At 49.3% G+C, this 19,817-nt stretch carries 21 protein-coding genes; 20 read left to right on the top strand and 1 reads right to left on the bottom strand.

The annotated features are described in order from the left end of the window. The first annotated feature begins 10 nt into the window (after positions 1 to 10). From HP401_RS06790 to spoIIR, 12 genes are all read left to right on the top strand, one after another. On the top strand, positions 11 to 1,294 hold the full coding sequence (locus HP401_RS06790; protein ID WP_173604518.1) for a UDP-N-acetylglucosamine 1-carboxyvinyltransferase: 1,284 nt from the start codon (positions 11 to 13) through the stop codon (positions 1,292 to 1,294). 28 nt (positions 1,295 to 1,322) lie between these two features. Then, the gene (glpX, locus tag HP401_RS06785; RefSeq protein WP_015893655.1) at positions 1,323 to 2,276 is read left to right on the top strand and encodes a class II fructose-bisphosphatase; all 954 of its coding nucleotides are present in this window, start codon (positions 1,323 to 1,325) and stop codon (positions 2,274 to 2,276) included. Positions 2,277 to 2,343: 67 nt separating this feature from the next. Further along, positions 2,344 to 3,624 carry a transcription termination factor Rho gene (gene rho, locus HP401_RS06780; protein ID WP_015893654.1) on the top strand — a complete coding sequence of 427 codons (1,281 nt, stop codon included), beginning with the start codon at positions 2,344 to 2,346 and terminating at the stop codon, positions 3,622 to 3,624. 75 nt (positions 3,625 to 3,699) lie between these two features. After that, positions 3,700 to 4,602: a M23 family metallopeptidase gene (locus tag HP401_RS06775; RefSeq protein ID WP_173604517.1), complete on the top strand. Its 903-nt coding sequence runs from the start codon at positions 3,700 to 3,702 to the stop codon at positions 4,600 to 4,602. 70 nt (positions 4,603 to 4,672) lie between these two features. Beyond that, on the top strand, positions 4,673 to 5,938 hold the full coding sequence (locus HP401_RS06770; RefSeq protein ID WP_173604516.1) for a radical SAM family protein: 1,266 nt from the start codon (positions 4,673 to 4,675) through the stop codon (positions 5,936 to 5,938). A gap of 106 nt (positions 5,939 to 6,044) precedes the next feature. Continuing rightward, positions 6,045 to 6,242, top strand: coding sequence for a 50S ribosomal protein L31 (rpmE, locus tag HP401_RS06765; protein ID WP_015893651.1), 198 nt, complete (start codon positions 6,045 to 6,047; stop codon positions 6,240 to 6,242). 86 nt (positions 6,243 to 6,328) lie between these two features. Continuing rightward, complete coding sequence (locus HP401_RS06760; protein WP_173604515.1) at positions 6,329 to 7,783, top strand: cryptochrome/photolyase family protein; 1,455 nt, start codon at positions 6,329 to 6,331, stop codon at positions 7,781 to 7,783. 28 nt (positions 7,784 to 7,811) lie between these two features. Further along, entirely contained in the window at positions 7,812 to 8,387 is a 576-nt protein-coding gene (locus tag HP401_RS06755; protein WP_015893649.1) for a thymidine kinase, read from the top strand. 94 nt (positions 8,388 to 8,481) lie between these two features. After that, positions 8,482 to 8,985 carry a hypothetical protein gene (locus HP401_RS06750; RefSeq protein ID WP_064200385.1) on the top strand — a complete coding sequence of 168 codons (504 nt, stop codon included), beginning with the start codon at positions 8,482 to 8,484 and terminating at the stop codon, positions 8,983 to 8,985. Positions 8,986 to 9,221: 236 nt separating this feature from the next. Continuing rightward, a complete protein-coding gene (gene prfA, locus HP401_RS06745; RefSeq protein WP_142498004.1) occupies positions 9,222 to 10,298 on the top strand; it encodes a peptide chain release factor 1 in 1,077 nt (358 codons plus the stop codon). Beyond that, complete coding sequence (gene prmC / locus HP401_RS06740; RefSeq protein WP_173604514.1) at positions 10,282 to 11,172, top strand: peptide chain release factor N(5)-glutamine methyltransferase; 891 nt, start codon at positions 10,282 to 10,284, stop codon at positions 11,170 to 11,172. The genes prfA and prmC overlap by 17 nt, the downstream gene beginning before the upstream one ends. 111 nt (positions 11,173 to 11,283) lie before the next feature. After that, complete coding sequence (gene spoIIR, locus HP401_RS06735; protein ID WP_173604513.1) at positions 11,284 to 12,042, top strand: stage II sporulation protein R; 759 nt, start codon at positions 11,284 to 11,286, stop codon at positions 12,040 to 12,042. A 58-nt stretch (positions 12,043 to 12,100) separates the two neighbouring features. Here the strand turns inward: spoIIR and HP401_RS06730 are convergent, their stop codons facing one another. After that, the gene (locus HP401_RS06730; RefSeq protein WP_173604512.1) at positions 12,101 to 12,898 is read right to left on the bottom strand and encodes a DUF3298 and DUF4163 domain-containing protein; all 798 of its coding nucleotides are present in this window, start codon (positions 12,896 to 12,898) and stop codon (positions 12,101 to 12,103) included. 230 nt (positions 12,899 to 13,128) lie between these two features. On the opposite strand from HP401_RS06730, the gene HP401_RS06725 reads away from it, so the two are divergent. The 8 genes from HP401_RS06725 to wecB all read left to right on the top strand — a co-directional run bounded on the left by HP401_RS06725 (position 13,129) and on the right by wecB (position 19,745). Next, positions 13,129 to 14,208, top strand: a complete 1,080-nt coding sequence (locus HP401_RS06725) for an L-threonylcarbamoyladenylate synthase (RefSeq protein WP_173604511.1) — start codon at positions 13,129 to 13,131, stop codon at positions 14,206 to 14,208. A 56-nt stretch (positions 14,209 to 14,264) separates the two neighbouring features. After that, on the top strand, positions 14,265 to 14,825 hold the full coding sequence (locus tag HP401_RS06720; protein ID WP_173604510.1) for a manganese efflux pump MntP: 561 nt from the start codon (positions 14,265 to 14,267) through the stop codon (positions 14,823 to 14,825). Positions 14,826 to 14,858: 33 nt separating this feature from the next. Next, positions 14,859 to 15,329, top strand: a complete 471-nt coding sequence (locus HP401_RS06715) for a low molecular weight protein arginine phosphatase (RefSeq protein WP_173604509.1) — start codon at positions 14,859 to 14,861, stop codon at positions 15,327 to 15,329. Positions 15,330 to 15,469: 140 nt separating this feature from the next. Further along, positions 15,470 to 15,925 carry a ribose 5-phosphate isomerase B gene (rpiB, locus tag HP401_RS06710; RefSeq protein WP_007725502.1) on the top strand — a complete coding sequence of 152 codons (456 nt, stop codon included), beginning with the start codon at positions 15,470 to 15,472 and terminating at the stop codon, positions 15,923 to 15,925. Further along, on the top strand, positions 15,926 to 16,495 hold the full coding sequence (locus tag HP401_RS06705) for a TIGR01440 family protein (protein ID WP_173604508.1): 570 nt from the start codon (positions 15,926 to 15,928) through the stop codon (positions 16,493 to 16,495). Between the two features lie 19 nt (positions 16,496 to 16,514). Beyond that, a complete protein-coding gene (locus HP401_RS06700) occupies positions 16,515 to 17,765 on the top strand; it encodes a serine hydroxymethyltransferase (protein ID WP_173604507.1) in 1,251 nt (416 codons plus the stop codon). A gap of 183 nt (positions 17,766 to 17,948) precedes the next feature. Next, complete coding sequence (upp, locus tag HP401_RS06695) at positions 17,949 to 18,578, top strand: uracil phosphoribosyltransferase (protein WP_015893638.1); 630 nt, start codon at positions 17,949 to 17,951, stop codon at positions 18,576 to 18,578. 18 nt (positions 18,579 to 18,596) lie between these two features. Beyond that, positions 18,597 to 19,745, top strand: coding sequence for a non-hydrolyzing UDP-N-acetylglucosamine 2-epimerase (gene wecB / locus HP401_RS06690; RefSeq protein ID WP_173604506.1), 1,149 nt, complete (start codon positions 18,597 to 18,599; stop codon positions 19,743 to 19,745). The last annotated feature ends 72 nt before the right edge of the window (positions 19,746 to 19,817 follow it).

Raw genomic sequence — 19,817 nt, 5'->3', positions numbered from 1 at the left:
AGAGCAAAGCATGGATAAGCTGATCATCAACGGTGGAAAACCGCTCGCGGGGACGGTGACCATCAGCGGAGCAAAAAACAGCGCAGTCGCACTCATACCAGCAGCGTTGCTGGCAGATGGACCCGTTGTTATTGATAATCTCCCCCGTATTCAGGATGTAGGTATTTATCACGAGCTCTTGCAGGAAATGGGAGCTGACGTACTGTTCGAAGAAGACTGGATGGAAGTAGACGGACGCAGTATGAGGCTGATGCTCATGCCAAATGGTCGCATCAAAAAGCTTCGTGCTTCGTACTATTTGTGGGGAGCCTTGCTCGCCAAGTTCGGTGAAGCCCAGGTTGGCTTGCCAGGTGGCTGTGATTTGGGTCCGCGTCCAGTAGATTTGCATATCAAAGGCTTTGAAGCGATGGGCGCCGAAGTGGAGAACAAAAACGGCGTCATGACTATCCGTGCCCAAAATGGACGTTTGCAGGGTGCAAGAATTTATCTCGATCTGGTCAGTGTGGGTGCGACTATTAACATCATGCTGGCTGCTGCCAAAGCAGACGGTGTGACCATTATTGAAAACGCTGCCCGTGAGCCTGAGATCGTCGATGTCGCAACCTTACTCAACAATATGGGAGCAAACATCAAAGGTGCCGGAACGGACATGATCCGCATTCAAGGCGTAGAACGTTTGCGCGGATGCCGTCATACGATTATCCCTGATCGGATCGAAGCTGGGACGTACATGATTGCGGCAGCGGCTACGAACGGCAACGTGATGGTGGAGAATGTTATTCCGAAACATTTGGAGTCTGTAACGGCCAAGCTACGCGAAATCGGTGCGCAAGTGGTAGAGCAGGATGACAGTATTCAAGTCATCGGACATGATTCTTATCGATCAATCGATGTGAAAACGAGTCCGTATCCGGGTTTTCCAACGGATCTCCAGCAGCCGATCACGACCTTGCTGACTCTTGCCAAAGGCTCAAGCATCGTGACGGACAATATTTACAGCTCGCGTTTTCGACATGTAGATGAACTGCGCCGCATGGGAGCTTCCTTGAAGATTGAAGGAAGATCCGCTGTCATCGAAGGCGGCAGCAAACTGAATGGTGCCAAGGTGATAGCTTCAGATTTGCGTGCGGGAGCAGCTTTATTCATTGCAGGCTTGGCAACGAACGGCACGACAGAATTAGAAGGACTCGAACATATAGATCGTGGCTACGAAAACTTGGTGGGCAAGTTGCAAGCCTTGGGAGCCGATATTACTCGGGTAGGCCTGCAGAGTATGGAAAACCACCAGCGTTAACCAATCACCAGGAGAGGAGTCTTCCAGAATGGAACGCAGTTTAACACTTGAACTGGTACGTGTGACTGAAGCTGCTGCTTTGGCTTCTGCCAGTTGGATGGGTCTCGGAAAAAAAGATGAGGCTGACGATGCGGCAACGACCGCAATGCGCAATGAATTTATGAAAGTGCCAATGGATGGCGTCGTAGTAATTGGTGAGGGCGAAATGGACGAAGCGCCAATGCTGTACATCGGTGAACGTCTGGGCCAGGGAGTGGCTCCGGCAGTCGATGTGGCTGTAGACCCTTTGGAGGGAACCAATATCCTCGCAAAAGGTACGTGGGGAGCGATTTCGGTCATTGCAATCGCAGACCGGGGAAATTTGTTGCATGCTCCAGACATGTATATGGAGAAAATGGCAGTAGGGCCTAAAGCAGTCGGCAAGGTCGATATCAACGCACCGATTCGCGATAACCTGAAGGCGGTAGCGCAGGCACAAGGGAAAGATATCAGCGATTTGGTTGCTATTGTACTTGACCGTGATCGTCATTCTAAGGTGATCCACGAAATTCGTGAGGCAGGTGCGCGTATTCGACTCATCTCTGACGGAGACGTAGCCGCTGCGATCAATACCGCTTTCCCAGATACAGGTGTAGATATTTTGTTCGGTTCTGGAGGAGCTCCTGAAGGTGTTCTTGCTGCTGTTGCCTTGAAATGCCTCGGGGGAGAAATTCAGGGCAAGCTCCTGCCACAAAATGAAGATGAGATTAAACGCTGTGTCAAAATGGGATTGACGAATCCTCATCAAGTACTGTTCATGGATGATTTGGTAAAAGGTGATGACGCCATTTTTGCAGCGACAGGTGTAACGGATGGTGAATTGCTCAAAGGGGTTCGCTTCCAGGGAACTCGTGCGACAACCAATTCCGTTGTTATGCGTGCGAAAACCGGAACGGTACGTTTCATTGAAGGGAACCACCGCTTAGAACGCAACGGTTTGTAAGAAAATCATTTTTGCATGTATTAGTTGAGCTAGGTTTTTTCAAGAGTAAATAAAGAGTGGTGGATGTATGTTACTTTCTGAACTAGAAGAAAAGAAGCTGACCGACCTCTATAAGCTGGCTAAGGAATACCATATTCCGTACTACTCCCAGCTGAAGAAGAAGGAATTGATTTTCGCGATTCTTCGGGCAAGAGCGGAGCGGGATGGTCTTATGTTTATGGAGGGGGTTCTCGAAATATTGCCGGAGGGATACGGCTTCCTCCGCCCCATTAACTATCTACCCAGCTCAGAAGATATCTACATCTCCCAGTCGCAGATTCGCCGTTTTGATCTGCGGATGGGGGATGTGGTATCAGGAAAAGCAAGACCACCGAAGGAGAATGAACGTTATTTTGGACTCCTTCAAGTAGAGGCAGTGAACGGAGAAGACCCTGAGACAGCCGCAGAGCGTCTTCATTTCCCCGCATTGACACCGTTGTATCCTCAAACCAAGCTCGTACTGGAGACAGCCCCTGAACGTGTTTCCACTCGCCTGATGGATCTTCTCTCTCCTGTTGGACTGGGTCAGCGTGGATTGATTGTGGCTCCGCCAAAAGCGGGGAAAACCATGCTGATCAAAGAAATTGCCAACAGCATTACCGAAAGCCGCCCGGATATCCACTTGTTTGTCTTGCTCATTGATGAACGCCCGGAAGAGGTAACGGATATGCAGCGATCTGTCAAAGGAGAGGTAGTTGCCTCGACTTTTGACGAGTTGCCTGAGAATCACATCAAAGTTGCTGAGCTTGTCTTGGAGCGTGCAAAGCGATTGGTTGAGCACAAAAAAGACGTGGTGATCCTGCTGGATTCCATTACACGTCTCGCTCGTGCTTACAACTTGGTTATTCCTCCAAGTGGTCGAACGTTGTCCGGTGGTATTGATCCGGCAGCCTTCCATCGTCCGAAGCGCTTTTTTGGTTCAGCGCGCAATATTGAGGAAGGCGGTAGCTTGACCATTTTGGCGACTGCTTTGGTTGAGACCGGCTCCCGTATGGACGATGTGATCTATGAAGAATTCAAAGGAACCGGAAACATGGAGCTTCATTTGGATCGCAAGCTGGCGGAGCGCAGAATTTTCCCAGCGATCGATATCCGCCGTTCGGGTACGCGCCGCGAAGAGCTACTGCTCACCAAAGAAGAGCTGGATAAGCTGTGGATGATCCGGAAAAACATGAATGAAACAAATGAGTTTGTAGACTCCTTTATTAAAAAGTTGGCAGATACAAAAACAAACGAAGAATTTTTGCAAACCCTAGAGTCTAAGCAACAAGGCAGAGGGAAAGCAGCTAGCACGACGGTGAGTTCATGATGACTCACCGTCATTTTTTTTGTGGCGTTGGCATACCGTTAGGAAGGGAGCTGGAAAAGAAGGAGGAGATGCTTCATGGAGTACGTGCAAGTTAGCGCTCCGGTGGAGTCACAGATGGAAGCGAAACAAGCGGTCGTGGAGCAAGCGCTATTTCAAGCGTTTAATCCCTATGCCAGTCTGGCTTCACCTGCACCAGCAACGAAAGGAAATTCAGTGGTGTACGCTGTTCGGCAAGGAGATACGCTATCCAGTATCGCCCAGCGCTACGGTCTTTCTTTGAAAAATCTGGTAGAAGCTAATAGCATTACGAATCCCCATCTGTTAAGCGTAGGCATGAAGCTAATCATCAAGCGTGATGAAGTCGGACATATGGTGAAACAGGGAGAAACGCTGGATTACATAGCAAGGCGGTACGGTGTGAGTCGGGAATCGTTAATCGAACGAAATCCGCTGCTAAAATGGCTGTCGGACAACCTGTATGTAGGACAGGTCGTGTATGTTCCTATCGCTAAAGGCAATCCGATGTTGGGTAATGATCCGGAGCAGAAGCGAAGTGCCGTTCAAGCAGCAAGTCGGCAAGTCATCACGAGGATTCGCGGCGGTCTAAGTTGGCCTGTCAGAGAAGCTACGATTACAAGTGGATTTGGAGCGCGTTGGGGAAAAACACATAAGGGTGTGGATTTGTGGAATGAACAGGAATCAAAGACCCCAATTTTGGCAGCGAGGGCAGGAGTTATTGTGGAGGCTGGCGCCAATCGGTCAGGCTACGGGCGGATGGTTGTGATAGATCACGGAGATGGCTTGCAAACCTTTTATGCGCATATGCGTCTGCTGCTGGTGTCACCAGGTCAAACCGTAGAAGCGGGTGAGGTATTGGGATACATGGGGCAAACGGGGAACTCTACGGGCTACCATTTGCACTTTGAAGTAAGACAGGATGATGTGCCAATCAATCCACTTCCCTATCTTGGCAGGTAACCCTATACAATTTACATTGCTTTTTCAATGCGATACAATGGGCAAAGCAAAGAAGCGAGGCGATTTTCCCATGTATTTAGTTTACGCAGATGAAAAAGGCAATGTATACGACCACCCAGGTCTTTTTGCAGTGGCTCGTAACGGAGATATATTGACAGAAATTCTGGAAGAAGAACTGATCCCGCTCCCGGAAGGATCGACGTTGGTTAGTTTGCCGGACACCGAGCCGATCGGAATGGACCCTGCCACAGGTGAAATGGTCAAGTTGGATGGTTGTACAGCAGTAGGTGCACTTGTGCCACAAGGAATTACAAGGCTCTTGCTGCCAGGCTACGTGAAAACGAACAAGGAAAGCAAGCTGCCTTTGTTTGGTTACTCCGCAGTCGTCTGGAAGGATAACCGTTTCTGGGTAACGGGACGTGCGAGTGACGATATTTACAAATGGGACCCATTGAACTTCCCGATGGATGAGCTGCGCCAGCGAGTGGCAAAGACGTTGGAGACGTTTCCGCAAAACCGCATTTTGAACCACTTGTCCCACTGTGCGTTGGAGTACGAATGCTTGACGGCCTCCAATAACTTTTTCAACCGCTGGGAAGGTAGCTTGCCTGTTTCCTATACCTGTAACGCCGGTTGCTACGGCTGTATTTCCGAGCAACCAGATGACAGTGGATTCCCTTCTCCACAGACGCGGATGAACTTCAAGCCGACAGAGGACGAGCTGGTGGAAGTCATGCTGCACCACCTGAAGACACCGGAGAGCATCATCAGCTTCGGACAGGGCTGTGAGGGTGAGCCTTCTACGATGGCTTCCATCATTGTTCCTGCTATGCGTCGAGTAAGGGAAACGACAGATATGGGCTTTATCAACATCAATACGAATGCGGGCTTGACGGATCATATCAAGGGCATTGTCGATGCCGGACTTGATCTGATGCGCGTGAGTATTATCAGTGCGATTGACGAACACTATAATGCTTACTACCGCCCACGCAACTACACGTTGGAAAATGTAGCGCGTTCTGCTGAGTACGCTGCATCCAAGGGCGTGTATACGTCGATTAACTACTTGTGCTTCCCTGGCGTGTTTGACCGCGAAGAGGAAATGGAAGCGATGATCGAGTTCATCCGCAGAACAGGCATTAAGCTGATTCAGCTGCGAAATCTGAATATCGATCCAGAGAGCTACTTGGCGATGATTCCAAAAGCACAAGGCGAAGTATTCGGCATGAAGCAAGCTATCGAAATTTATCAGCAGGAACTGCCAGATGTCGTGATCGGTTCGTTTACACATATTCCTCCAGATCAACTCCAGCGTAGGAAAAACATGGCGTAATCGGCCAACCAGTTGCATTTCGACAGTGTTTCATGCTACTATCTGATATGTATTTATATAACTCTGTTTCGGCAAACGATTCAGGGCGGAAAGAGGTGTAGAAGAGATGAAACAAGACATTCATCCTAAGTACAACGTAGTAACAGTTAGCTGCGCATGCGGTAACGAATTTGAATCCGGTTCCGTGAAACAAGCGTTGAAAGTGGAGATCTGCTCCAACTGCCATCCTTTCTTCACAGGAAAACAAAAATTCGTTGATGCAGGCGGCCGTGTAGACCGTTTCAAACGCAAATACAATCTGTAATAATCAGAATGTATGGGAACAACCAGGTAGAGCAATCTGCCTGGTTTTGTCTTTTTCTGGCACTGATTTTTTCGGGAGGACAAACGATGACTGCCATAGTCTGGTTCCGTCGGGATCTGCGCTTGCACGACCATGCTGCTCTGCACGCAGCCATGCTCACAGGTAATCCGATTATTCCTGTTTATATAGTGGAGGATTCGCTTTGTCTTTCTGCGGCTGTAGGAGATAAGCGACTCCATGCGCATTTTTCCGCAATAGCTGCACTCGACGACGCTTTGGTTCAACTGGGAGGTCGTCTATTGATTCGCCGCGGTGAACCACAGCAAGTGCTCTGTCAATTAGCGCAAGAGACGGGTGCAGAAAAGCTGTTTCTCAATCGGGATTATACGCCAGACGCTCGCAAGCGAGACAAGTTCGTATCAGAAGTGTTGAGCAGGCACGGCGTGTTTGTCCATGCATGCAAGGATTTGGTTTTGCATGAGCCTGGGGAAATTATGACGAAGCAGCGAACGCCGTATGCGGTTTTTACCCCTTATCGCCGCGTTTGGCAGACGCTCCCCAAAGACCGGCCATTCCCTCAGCCGACAAGATGGATTCTATTTGATCGGTTGAAGGAGTTGCCGAGTGAGCCAGTTCCTACTGTGGAAGCGTTTGGAAGAAACCGACCGATGGGCACCGAGTGGGAAATGGAGCAGTTCGGGGAGCGAGCCGCACGTATACGATTGCAGCAATTTTTAGATAGAGACATTTATACGTACAAAGAAAAACGCGACATGCCAGGGGTGAATGCGACATCCCGATTATCTTTTGCCTTAAACATAGGTACGCTGTCTATACGAACGGTGTATCATCGCGTACAGGAAGTGCTTGCTTCCGCGCGGGGTGAGCAGGTTACCTCGATCGAAGCTTTTCTTACGGAGCTCATTTGGAGAGAATTTTATCAACAGGTGCTTTATTTCCATCCCCACACGACTAACCATGCCTACCTGCCACAATTTGAAGAGGTCGCTTGGGAAAACAAGAAGGATTTGTTTGTCCGTTGGTGTCAAGGGGAGACGGGCTATCCGATTGTGGATGCTGCAATGAAGCAGTTGAATGAGACAGGATGGATGCACAATCGGCTGCGGATGATTACTGCTTCTTTTTTGACAAAGGATTTGCTTGTGGATTGGCGTTGGGGAATGGCCTATTTTGCACAGCAGTTGATTGATTTCGATGAAGCGGCAAACATCGGGGGCTGGCAGTGGAGTGCTTCGACTGGTACCGATGCGCAACCGTATTTTCGGATTTTTAATCCTGTCACACAAGGGGAAAAGTTTGATCGAGACGGTGTTTTCGTCAAAAAATATCTTCCCGTACTGCGTGAAGTACCTCTACAATATATTCATAAACCATGGGACATGCCGGAGCATATCCAAGAGCAAGTTGGCTGCAAGATTGGCTTCGGCTACCCGCTTCCTTGTGTGGACCATGCACAAAGAAGAAAGCTGGCCATGGCCTTGTTCCAGGAGGCAAAAGATCGCCATGCAAAGACTGAGTAACAACTTTTAGGCAAAGGGAGATAGAGACGTGGCACAACTATATTTTCGGTATGGAGCGATGAATGCTTCCAAATCCATTCAATTATTGACCGTTGCCCACAATTACGAGCAATCGGGGAAAAAAGTAGTAGTGTTTACTCCAGCAGTTGATGATCGCTATGGCGTGGGAAAAGTTGCTTCACGTGTGGGGATTAGCCGAGAAGCGATTCCGATTAGCGAAGAGACCGATTTGTACCAAATCGTAGAGGCAGAATCAGTCAAGCCGCATTGCGTGTTGGTTGACGAGGCTCAGTTCATCAGCCGCCATCATGTGGATCAGCTCGTCAGGATCGTGGACAAGCTGGGAATCCCCGTCATCGTCTATGGCTTGTTGAAAAACTTCAAGAATGAGCTCTTCCCTGGCAGCGCCGCCCTTTTGTGCGAGGCTGATAAAGTAGAAGAAATTAAAACAGTTTGTGTGTATTGCAATAAAAAGGCGACGCATATTCTCAAGTTCAAAAATGGACAGCCCGTCTACTCTGGGGAGACGATTGAAATTGCTGGGAATGATACATACAGCAGCGTCTGTCGCAAGCATTACTACACCCCTCCAGTTGTCGAATAAATAAAGAAAGCAAGCATAAGCCACCCCCTGTTTGTCCCGTGCATGAGCCCTAGAAGCGATGCACAGACTAAGCAAAACAGGAGGTGGCTTTTTCATGCGGACACAGCCTAATTGGCTTTTGAGCAGCTCACGTGTCGTTCTGGGCTTAGTTGTACTTACAACTGTCCTAACTGTCGGATGCGGGGGAAATACGGCTAAGCAACAGAGCTATAGTACGGATGTGAGGAATACGCAGCACAATATGAAGATCAGAGGGGATCAAAGCGGCCATACACTTCAAGGCCGTGCGCCTGTTGCAGCCGATCGTGACTCGTTAATGGGACGCAACCAAAATCCGAACATGATTATCGGCCATTGGAACTCACGTAATACCCCAGTCGACGTGACTAATATGGAGAGAATGGCCATGTCTGTAAAAGGTGTGGAAAACGCTCGCATCACACTCAGCGATGCCAATGCATATGTTACTCTTGACCTTGTGCATAACATCACTGCGAATCAGGCGCGAACCATCGAGCAGCAGGTGATTTCGCTTCTTCAGGAAAGACTCCCACGTTACGATTTTCACTTAACCTCGCATGACGGTTACCATCGCTGACAGGTGAGCAGGACGTATGTAGCAAGGCTCGGCATTGCCGGGCCTGTTTGGCATCGGTAAAACATTTCCAGTTATAATGCACTTTGACTTCTTGCGCCTTTCCTCCTATAATTTATCTGTTATAACCGTTTTTATGGTAGATAGCATATTTATCGCAATTCATATCTAACATACATGCTACCAAGGCTTCGCCTGCGCCAAAAGGCAATTATTCTTTGCGATGGGGTGAAATAAAAATGTTTACACGCTTATCTGCAGTCGAAGAGCGTTTTGAAGAAGTAACCAACCTCCTATGTGACCCCGACGTCATTAGTGATACAAAACGCTTGCGAGAACTGTCTAAGGAACAATCTTCGTTGGAAGAGACGGTAACGACATACCGTGAATATAAATCAGTGGTGAGTCAAATCGATGACGCCAAAGCGATGCTGGAAGAGAAGCTGGATGACGAGATGCGTGAAATGGTCAAGCTCGAGCTCAATGAATTGTCAGCACGCAAGGAACAACTAGAAGATCGCTTGAAGATCCTGTTGCTTCCAAAAGACCCGAACGATGAGAAAAACGTGATTGTGGAAATCCGCGGTGCTGCGGGTGGCGATGAAGCTGCACTGTTTGCAGCCGTGCTTTTCCGTATGTACACACGTTTCGCGGAGCGTAACGCTTTTAAAATTGAAGTGCTGGAGGCAAGCCCAACCGATATCGGCGGATACAAGGAAATTGTCTTCTCGCTGTCTGGTCGCGGTGCTTACAGCAAAATGAAATTCGAAAGCGGCGCGCATCGTGTGCAACGTATCCCGGCTACTGAGTCCGGTGGACGCATCCACACTTCTACTGCGACTGTACTGGTTCTGCCAGAAGCAGAAGAAGTGGAAGTGGAAGTACACGAAAAAGATATCCGCATCGATACGTTCTGCTCCAGTGGTGCGGGCGGTCAGAGCGTTAACACGACCAAGTCTGCGGTTCGCGTAACGCATATTCCTACAGGGATCATGGTTTCTTGTCAGGACGAGAAATCCCAGCATTCCAACAAAGACAAAGCGTTGCGTGTATTGCGTGCTCGTCTGTATGATTTCTACATGCAACAACAAAATGCGGAAGCAGATGCTACGCGCAAAAGCTTGGTGGGTACTGGTGACCGAAGTGAGCGCATCCGCACGTACAACTATCCACAAAGCCGCGTGACCGACCACCGCATCGGTCTGACCCTGCACCGACTGGAATCGGTATTGGAAGGCGAAATGGATGAAGTGATCGACAACCTGATCATGCATGAACAAACGGAGCTTTTGAAAAGCCATGCACACTCAGCTTGATTGGTCTGATGTCACGACGATTCGAGAAGCCCTATTACGGGCTTCTTCCTTTTTGCGGGAAAAAGGGACAAAGGATCCTTTGTTCGAAGCGGAGCTAATGATTCGTCATTGTCTCGACTGGGATCGGACGCGCTTTTTAATGGCGATGACGGATTCAATCGATGCAGAAACATTGGTGAAGCTGGACGGACTGTGCGTGCGCAGGGCGAATAACGAGCCATTGCAATACATGTTTGGCGAACAGGAGTTTTACGGGCGTCCTTTTACGGTGCGACCAGGCGTGCTGATCCCCAGACCGGAAACGGAAATACTGGTAGAGCAAGTGATGGCTGCCGCTACAAAGCTCTGGCCTGAGAGCGAAGAGCTAGCGGTGGTGGATATCGGCACAGGGAGCGGAGCCATCTGCATTACGCTCGCGCTAGAAAAAACGCAATGGCGCGTGACTACGGTGGACCTGTCTCCTGAGGCAACGGCAATTGCAAGGGAAAATGCAAGTCGTCTTGGGGCAGATGTCCGCTTTCTACAAGGGGATTTGGTGCAGCCGCTTTTGGAAGCAGGGGAAAGGGTAGACGTCCTCGTATCCAATCCACCGTATATCCCGAGTCGTGATGTCGAGGAGCTGGACGATGAGGTGCGCGTACATGAACCTCGCTTGGCTCTGGATGGCGGCGAAGATGGTCTGGATTGCTATCGTCGCCTGTGTGAGGCGCTGCCGAATCTATTGAAAGAAAGAGCCGTCGTAGCGTTTGAAGTAGGCATTTATCAGGCTGGGGATGTAGCGGCATTGATGAGGGCATCCGGTGTCATGGATGAGGTTGAGATTGTTCCAGATTTGGCGGGGATCGAGCGGGTTGTTATCGGAGTGAGACGATAGCAAGAGCTCGTCTCGCCTTTTTTACATAGGGAATGAATGTTTGAAATCGTGTGAATCCGTCCATACTGATTGCTAAAGAGAGAAGATCAGTATAGAGGGAGACGGATAACGATGAAACGGATGTTGTTAATGGCATTTAGCCTGTTTATGCTTATGATGAGCTGGGAGGGGCAGCTTACTTCGGCCAATGTGTTGGATAATGGGCCGATCCCTCAGGAATCCGTTCGCTTGCGCATTATTGCGAACAGCGATTCTGTCCAAGATCAATGGTTAAAGCGCGAAGTCAGAGATGCGATTGTCGCTCAAATGAGTACGTGGGCGGACGATATCGAGACTTTGGAGGAAGCAGAGCAAATGATTCAAACACAATTGCCTGTCCTTCAACAAGTCGTGGACAAGACGGTCAAGGAACGCGGTTTTTCATACAAAGCGGTAGTCGATTTCGGCGAAGTCCCTTTTCCAACGAAGCTGTACGGCTCCTATGTGTATCCTGCGGGTAATTACCGAGCGGTCCGTGTACAAATTGGAGAGGCAAAAGGGCAAAACTGGTGGTGTGTCCTGTTCCCGCCGCTCTGCTTTATTGACATGTCCAATGGCGACGCTGTAAAAGCCGAGCCAACTCCAAAGCCGGAAGAATCTGAGCCAACGGCAGAAGCTGCATCCGAGGAAGTAGCAGTCTTACCCCTGGAAGAGAACGAAGTAGGGAATCATTCCGAAACAAATAGAGTGGACGCTGAGCAAACAAAAGCAGAGGAAGAAGAGTCCGCAGAGGTAGAAAAAGCAGAAGAAGCAGAAAAAGTAACTGCCTCTGCTCCTGAAGTAGAAGTGCGATTTTACTTATGGGAAAAAATCGAGGGCTGGCTCTCCTAAGCCGGACATAAAAAACGACACCCGCCGCATGTGCAGGTGTCGTTTTGAATTGCCACAATTACTTTTTGAGCAAAGCCTCACGAATCTCAGGCTTCAACAGACTTTGGTAACGATGAGCTGGGATCGCAAACTCAGGCATTCCAGCTGCATAAGCGGCAATTTCGTATTGACCAAAATGGATCATCAGGTTGCCGTCTTTAAAGGAGAAGCCTTGATCTACTCTGATGCCCTCGAATGCATCGTAAGGGTTAAAGCCATCAGCCTCAGTCTCTGCTTTGATTTGCTGTGCAATGATTTGATTGAGAATGGTACGGTAGTCATAGCCAGGATGGAACAGGTCAGCCAGCTTCAGTTGTTTTGCCTTGGCCTGATTATCGATGGTGTAATACGTAACATCCGTCATGCCATGTGCTCCGCCTGTATAAATGTATGTCTGTACGGAGAAAGAAACGAGCTTGCCGGCATTGTGTACCTCATAGGAGATGTCGAGTGCATGAGGGCGTAGCTCCCAGCCGTTCTTTTTCGCGTCTGCCGCATCTTCTTTGCCGGCTTTTTGTCCTTCTGCCAGGCCTGTTTGTGCTTCTTTCAGCAGAGTAGCGTTTAGTTTTGCTTCAAAAGCTTTATCCTTCATCCCGCTAATCACTGGGATGGATACTTTACCTTGAAATTCTTTCGTATCGACCGTAATGGTTTTTGGTGTGAACACGACACCGTTAGCTTGTGGCTTTGGCGCTTGTACAGCAGGCTTTGTGGAGGTTGCAGGTGAAGCAGGTGCTGCAAATACTGGAGCAGCGACGGCTGTTAACAATACAGCTGTGCCAAGCAGGCTGGAAGCTAAGGATTTAAAAGATGACATTTCATTCACGGTCCTTTCGATAAAGGGAAAGTTATTGTTTTGTTTTCGTGTTCATTCTACTACAAGGGGAAGACGCAGGAAGTTAAAAAAAGGTAACAATGTTCTCTTTTCCACGCTGTTCTGAAAAGTTATTCACAAGTTACCCACAGCCTGTTGAAAACTTTTTGGTGCACATCTATACTTAAGGCACTCCTTACAAAGAAACGAGCTAGAGAAAGGATTTTTTATCGATGGAAATGAATGGTGTGACAAAAGTCTGGTCTGTGGATAACGATGTGGAAAATCAGCTTAGTTGTGCACAGATTGTGGATGCAGCCCGTTTTCTTCGAGAAGGGGCAGTTGTCGCGTTTCCCACGGAGACAGTTTACGGCTTGGGAGCGAATGCATTATCGAATGAAGCAGTGGAAAAGATATTTACAGCAAAAGGCAGACCCAGCGATAATCCGCTGATTGTACATATTGGAGCGTGGGACCAGTTATCCACAGTAGCAAGTGAGGTTCCGGAGAAAGGGAAAAAGCTGATGGAGGCGTTTTGGCCTGGACCCTTGACGGTGATTTTGCCAAAAACAGATCAGGTAGCGTCGCTAGTAACGGCAGGGTTGGATTCAGTCGGCGTTCGCATGCCTGATCATCCGATTGCCTTGGCTTTGATCAAAGAAGCGGGGGTACCGATTGCGGCTCCGAGCGCCAATCGCTCGGGACGTCCGAGTCCAACGACTGCGGCGCATGTATTGGCTGACTTGGATGGACGCGTAGCGGGTGTGGTCGATGGAGGGGCAACAGGTGTTGGGGTAGAGTCTACTGTTATTGATGTGACACAGGAGCCGCCCATGATTCTGCGCCCAGGCGGCATCACACGGGAGCAAATGGAACCAGTAATTGGCTATGTGGAGCTGGACCCTTCCTTTCAAGTGGGAGCAGCCGAGGCACCGCGCTCTCCAGGGATGAAATATACGCATTACGCTCCTGAAGGGGAAATGTGGCTAGTATCAGGAGAGTGTGAAAAAGTCCGGGCAAAAATGGAAGACATGCTGCAACAGGCGAAGCAGCACGGTCAAAAAACGGGCGTGCTGGCAACGGAAGAAACAGCTCCCTTTTGGCAAAGCCACGCATCGGTAGATGTTGTTCTCGTGGTTGGATCACAAGCGGATCTGGAAGGGGTTGCCCAACAGTTGTATGCAGTGCTGCGAGAATTCGACGATCAAGAAGTGCAGTATATTGTCGGTGAGACTTTCCCGCGAAACGGGTTGGGTATGGCCGTGATGAATCGCTTGGAAAAGGCTGCTGGAGGCCGTGTCTTGTCCGTGTAAACCTGTCCTAAACTCCCCCTCGTCCGCATAAGGTGAAGAGACGGGAGGGGAGCTGCTTGGATCAGGTGTTATTCCAATGGGGGCAATTTTTGACCTTGCTCATTATTGCTTTCGCCTTAAGTATGGATGCCTTTTCGTTAGGAATTGGCGTAGGTATGGTTGGGATTCGGTTGCGAGAGATTATCAAGGTGAGTATTACCATCGGACTGTTTCATATTATGATGCCGATCATCGGGATTGTCGTTGGAGCGTACTTGTCCGATTTGGTTGGAGATATTGCCGTGTTTATTGGTGGCGGGGTCCTGATGATCATCGGCTTGCATATGCTATGGAATGGCTTCGTTCAAGGGGAACAAAAAAGTGTATGGAAGACAAAAGGGTTCGGACTCCTTCTCTTCGCATTTAGTGTCAGCCTGGATGCATTCACCGTCGGTTTCTCGTTCGGCTTGATCGAGGTCAATAGAATTTTGGCCATCTCTCTTTTTGGAATAATGGGTGGCACGATGTCCTACTTCGGTTTATTGTTAGGCAGGAGTGTGGGAGGGTGGCTTGGGGATTATAGCGAATTAATAGGTGGACTTATTTTGTTTGGTTTTGGGTTAAAATTTATGATATAACCTGACTAATTAATAGGTGAGGAGGAACCATACGTGAAACGGATACTTTTCGTCTGTACGGGAAATACGTGTAGAAGCCCCTTGGCAGAAGCGATTTTCCGTGCGAAGACAGACGGACAGGGGCTTGAAATACGCTCAGCTGGCGTGGCGGCATCTGCTGGTCAGGATGCTTCCTTGCACGCTAAACAAGTATTAGAAGAGCGAGGAATTGCTCACGATCATAAGGCCAGCAAGGTAGACGAAGGGTTGATCGAATGGTCTGATGTCATTTTGACGATGACGCATGGTCACAAGCGCGCGATCTTGACGTATTTCCCCTCAGCCACTGAAAAGGTGCATACCCTCCAAGAGTTCGTTGGGATAGAAGGCTTTAGTGATATTGCTGATCCGTATGGGGGATCACTGATGGATTATCGCAGGTGTGCCGAAGAAATCGAAGAGTCACTGGAAAGGCTCTCATTGATGCTTAAGGACCCAGGTCTTCGTAAATCAGTGGATGAATAGGGTGCTGGTGTATAGCCAGGACCTTGTTTTTTGTGAGAGTACGAACAATTTTTTAGTTGTCCAATAAAAATGTTCACTTTTTACTTATTGTGTTTTGATGTATACTAGACAAAGATTATGAGACAAGCGAGGGATGACAGATGAAAGTAGCACTTGCTGCTGATCACGGTGGATACAAGCTAAAAGAGGAGATCAAGACTCTGCTGGCCTCCATGAACATCCAGACGGAAGATTTCGGCTGCACCTGCGAAGAGTCGGTTGATTATCCCGATTATGCTTTGCCAGTGGCGGAAAAGGTAGCAGCGGGGGAGTTTGATCGAGGCATTCTCGTTTGCGGAACAGGCATCGGCATGTCGATCGCGGCCAACAAGGTTCCGGGCATCCGTTGTGCACTTGTGCATGATACGTTTTCCGCACGCGCTACCCGTGAGCATAACAACACCAACGTGTTGGCGATGGGTGAGCGGGTCATTGGACCGGGTCTTGCGCTTGATATCGTGAAAATTTGGTTGGAAACAGAGTTTCAAGGTGGTCGCCACGAGCGTCGCGTGGAAAAGATTTCCCAAATCGAAGCGAAGCATGCGGGAGTGAAGTAAGTGGATTTATCCGCTATCGAAAAACAAATCAGTGACATTGTCGAAGAAGTAGCTGATATGGCAGAGCTTGCAGCCGGACAACTTATGGTGATTGGGTGCAGTACCAGCGAGGTGCTCGGTGAGCATATTGGAAAGGCTGGCAGCCAAGATGTAGCGAAAGCTCTATATCGTGGGATTCAATCCGTTGTAGGGAAGCGCGGCTTTGCTGTTGCCTTTCAATGTTGTGAACATTTGAACAGGGCTTTGGTCGTCGAGCGCGAGGTTGCATTGCGATACGGACTGGAAGAGGTCTCGGTTGTTCCCGTTCCGACTGCTGGAGGCTCTATGGCTGCGCATGCGTTTACACAGTTCACGGATGCAGCTGTTGTAGAGCAAATTCGGGCGCATGCAGGCATAGATATCGGCCATACGCTTATCGGCATGCATCTGAAGCATGTGGCAGTACCAGTGCGTCCGACACAGCGTCTCGTTGGACAAGCACATGTTACGGCAGCGCGCACACGTCCCAAGCTGATTGGCGGACCGCGTGCCGTGTATGAGAAGACACCACCAAATGAAAGTTGCACGTAAAAGAGGAGGAGAAACTACTATGCTAGATTTTTTGCGTAAACAAGACCCGCAAGTAATGGAAGCCGTTCAACTGGAGCTCGGAAGACAGCGCGACAAGATTGAGCTGATTGCTTCTGAAAACTTCGTAAGCCGCGCAGTTATGGAAGCAATGGGCACCGTTTTGACGAACAAATACGCAGAAGGATACCCAGGTCGCCGCTATTACGGTGGTTGCGAGTATGTGGATATCGTGGAAAACATCGCTCGTGACCGTGTAAAAGAAATTTTTGGCGCTGAGCATGCAAACGTACAACCACACTCTGGTGCTCAGGCGAACATGGCTGTATACTTCACGATTCTTCAGCCTGGCGACACCGTACTGGGAATGAACCTGTCCCACGGTGGTCACTTGACGCATGGTAGTGCAGTAAACTTCTCCGGTACTCTGTACAATTTCGTTGACTACGGTGTAGACGAAGATACTCACCTGATCAACTATGAAGATGTTCGTGCAAAAGCATTGGAGCACAAGCCAAAGCTGATCGTTGCTGGTGCGAGTGCCTATCCGCGTACGATTGATTTTGCCAAGTTCCGTGAGATCGCGGACGAAGTGGGCGCGTACTTCATGGTTGACATGGCGCACATCGCTGGTCTGGTTGCGGCAGGTCTGCATCCAAACCCAGTACCGCACGCGCATTTCGTTACTTCTACGACGCACAAGACTCTGCGTGGACCACGTGGCGGTTTGATTTTGTGCAAGGAAGAGTTCGCGAAAGGCATCGACAAATCCGTGTTCCCAGGCGTTCAAGGTGGTCCGTTGATGCACGTGATCGCAGCAAAAGCGGTTGCTTTCGGCGAAAACCTGCAACCAGAATTCAAGGATTACGCAACTCGCATCATCAAGAATGCACGTGCATTTGCGGAAAGCTTGACTGCTGAAGGTTTGACGCTTGTTTCCGGCGGAACGGATAACCACCTCGTATTGATTGATGTAAGCAAAATCGGCCTGACAGGTAAAGTAGCTGAACATCTGTTGGACGAAGTAAGCATTACTACGAACAAAAATACAATTCCTTACGATACACAAAGCCCGTTTGTTACAAGCGGTGTGCGCATGGGTACGCCAGCAGTGACAAGCCGCGGTTTTGATGAGGAAGCAATGAAAGAAGTAGCAGCGATTATCGCTCTGACATTGAAAAATCCAGAGGATGCTGCGAAACACGAGGAAGCACGCCAACGTGTGGCAGCTTTGTGCCAACGTTTCCCGATGTATGAAGGCTTGAATATCTAAGGTAAGGCTACGTGAAGCAGACCCAGTGGAAAATTTTCTATACGGGTCTGCTTTTTTCTTTACTTCGCGGCTGTAGGTAGGGATCGAGGATGAGAAAAAGTACGAAGATTAGGCAAATTGACTGAGCCACTCTCACCAGCTATTATAGAAAGGATGTATTGATAGGGAAACGGAGGAAATGACATGAGCCGTGTATATGTGTTTGACCATCCGCTGATTCAGCATAAAGTTACGTATATTCGTGACAAGAATACAGGGACCAAGGAATTTCGCGAACTGGTAGATGAAGTGACTACTCTGATGGGCTATGAAATTACCCGTGATATGCCTTTGGAGGAAATCACTATCGAAACGCCAGTGGCTACCTGTCAGTCGAATGTAATCGCTGGTAAAAAAGTAGGGTTGGTACCGATTCTGCGTGCTGGTCTTGGTATGGTGGATGGCCTGATGAGGCTGATCCCTGCTGCCAAAGTAGGACACGTAGGTCTTTACCGTGATCCGGAAACCCTACAGCCTATTGAGTATTATGTGAAGCTGCCATCCGATGTTGCTGAGCGTGAGTTGATCGTAACTGACCCGATGCTGGCGACTGGTGGCTCTGCTGTTGCCGCTCTTACTGCTTTGAAAAAACGTGGAGCGAAAAACTTGAAACTGATGTGCCTCATCGCTGCTCCAGAAGGTATCAAGCTAGTTCAGGACGAGCATCCTGATGTAGATATTTACGTAGCGGCTGTTGATGAATATTTAAACGACCATGGATACATCGTGCCAGGCTTGGGCGATGCGGGTGACCGCTTGTACGGCACGAAGTAGTCGGAGAGGGAAAAACGGATGAAAACTGTAAAAGTAATGACGGTATTCGGCACACGTCCAGAAGCGATCAAAATGGCACCGCTTGTCCATGAATTGAACAAGTACAGCGAGCAGATCGAATCTGTCGTTTGCGTGACGGCCCAGCATCGTCAAATGCTCGATCAGGTTTTGGACATTTTTGATATTCAACCAGACATTGATTTGAACATTATGAAGGATCGCCAAACGCTGGTGGGCGTGACCACTCGCGCATTGGAGAGCCTGGATGAAACAATGAAGGAAGTAAAACCGGACATCGTCCTCGTACACGGGGATACGACAACCACTTTTGTGGCGAGTCTGGCTGCTTTTTATAATCAAGTCGCGATTGGCCACGTGGAAGCGGGCTTGCGCACATGGGACAAGTACTCGCCGTTCCCGGAAGAGATGAACCGTCAGTTGACAGGTGTAATGGCTGACCTTCATTTCTCTCCGACCAATGGATCTGCTGACAATCTTCGTCGCGAAGCAAAGCCGGATAAGAGCATCTACGTGACAGGAAACACAGCGATTGACGCGTTGAAAACAACGGTTCGCGAGGATTACACGCATCCGGTGCTTGATCGCGTAGCTGGGCAGAAGCTGGTGCTGATGACGGCACACCGCCGCGAAAATTTGGGTGAGCCAATGCGCCGTATTTTCCGTGCAGTTCGAAGACTGGTGGATGAGCATCCTGAGATTTCTGTTGTGTATCCGGTTCACTTGAATCCTGCTGTACAAGAAGTGGCGCAGGAGATTCTCGGAAACCATGATCGCATTTCATTGATCGAACCATTGGATGCCCTTGATTTCCACAACTTCGCTCGTCGTTCCCATCTCATCCTGACCGATTCCGGCGGGGTACAGGAGGAAGCGCCGTCTCTTGGCGTACCAGTCCTGGTTCTGCGCGATACGACAGAACGTCCTGAGGGGATTGAAGCAGGCACGTTGAAGCTCGTGGGAACCGACGAAGAGCAAGTGTATGCAATGGCAAAAGAATTGCTGACCAACCAAGCGGCTTACGATGCAATGGCGCATGCTGTCAACCCATATGGGGATGGCGAGGCTTCACGCCGTATTGTAGAAGCAATCCTCTATCATTTTGGTTTGCGGGCTGAACAACCAGAGCCGTTCCAACCAGGTCAGTAACATACAGCTAGGAAAACCCGCCAGGTTCCGTTCGTCAAAACCGGGCGGGTTTCTTGTTGTAGAGGGATATTC

Source organism: Brevibacillus sp. HB2.2 (genome assembly GCF_013284275.1).
Classification (GTDB): domain Bacteria; phylum Bacillota; class Bacilli; order Brevibacillales; family Brevibacillaceae; genus Brevibacillus; species Brevibacillus brevis_D.
This window is presented reverse-complemented; position numbering and strand designations above follow the sequence as displayed.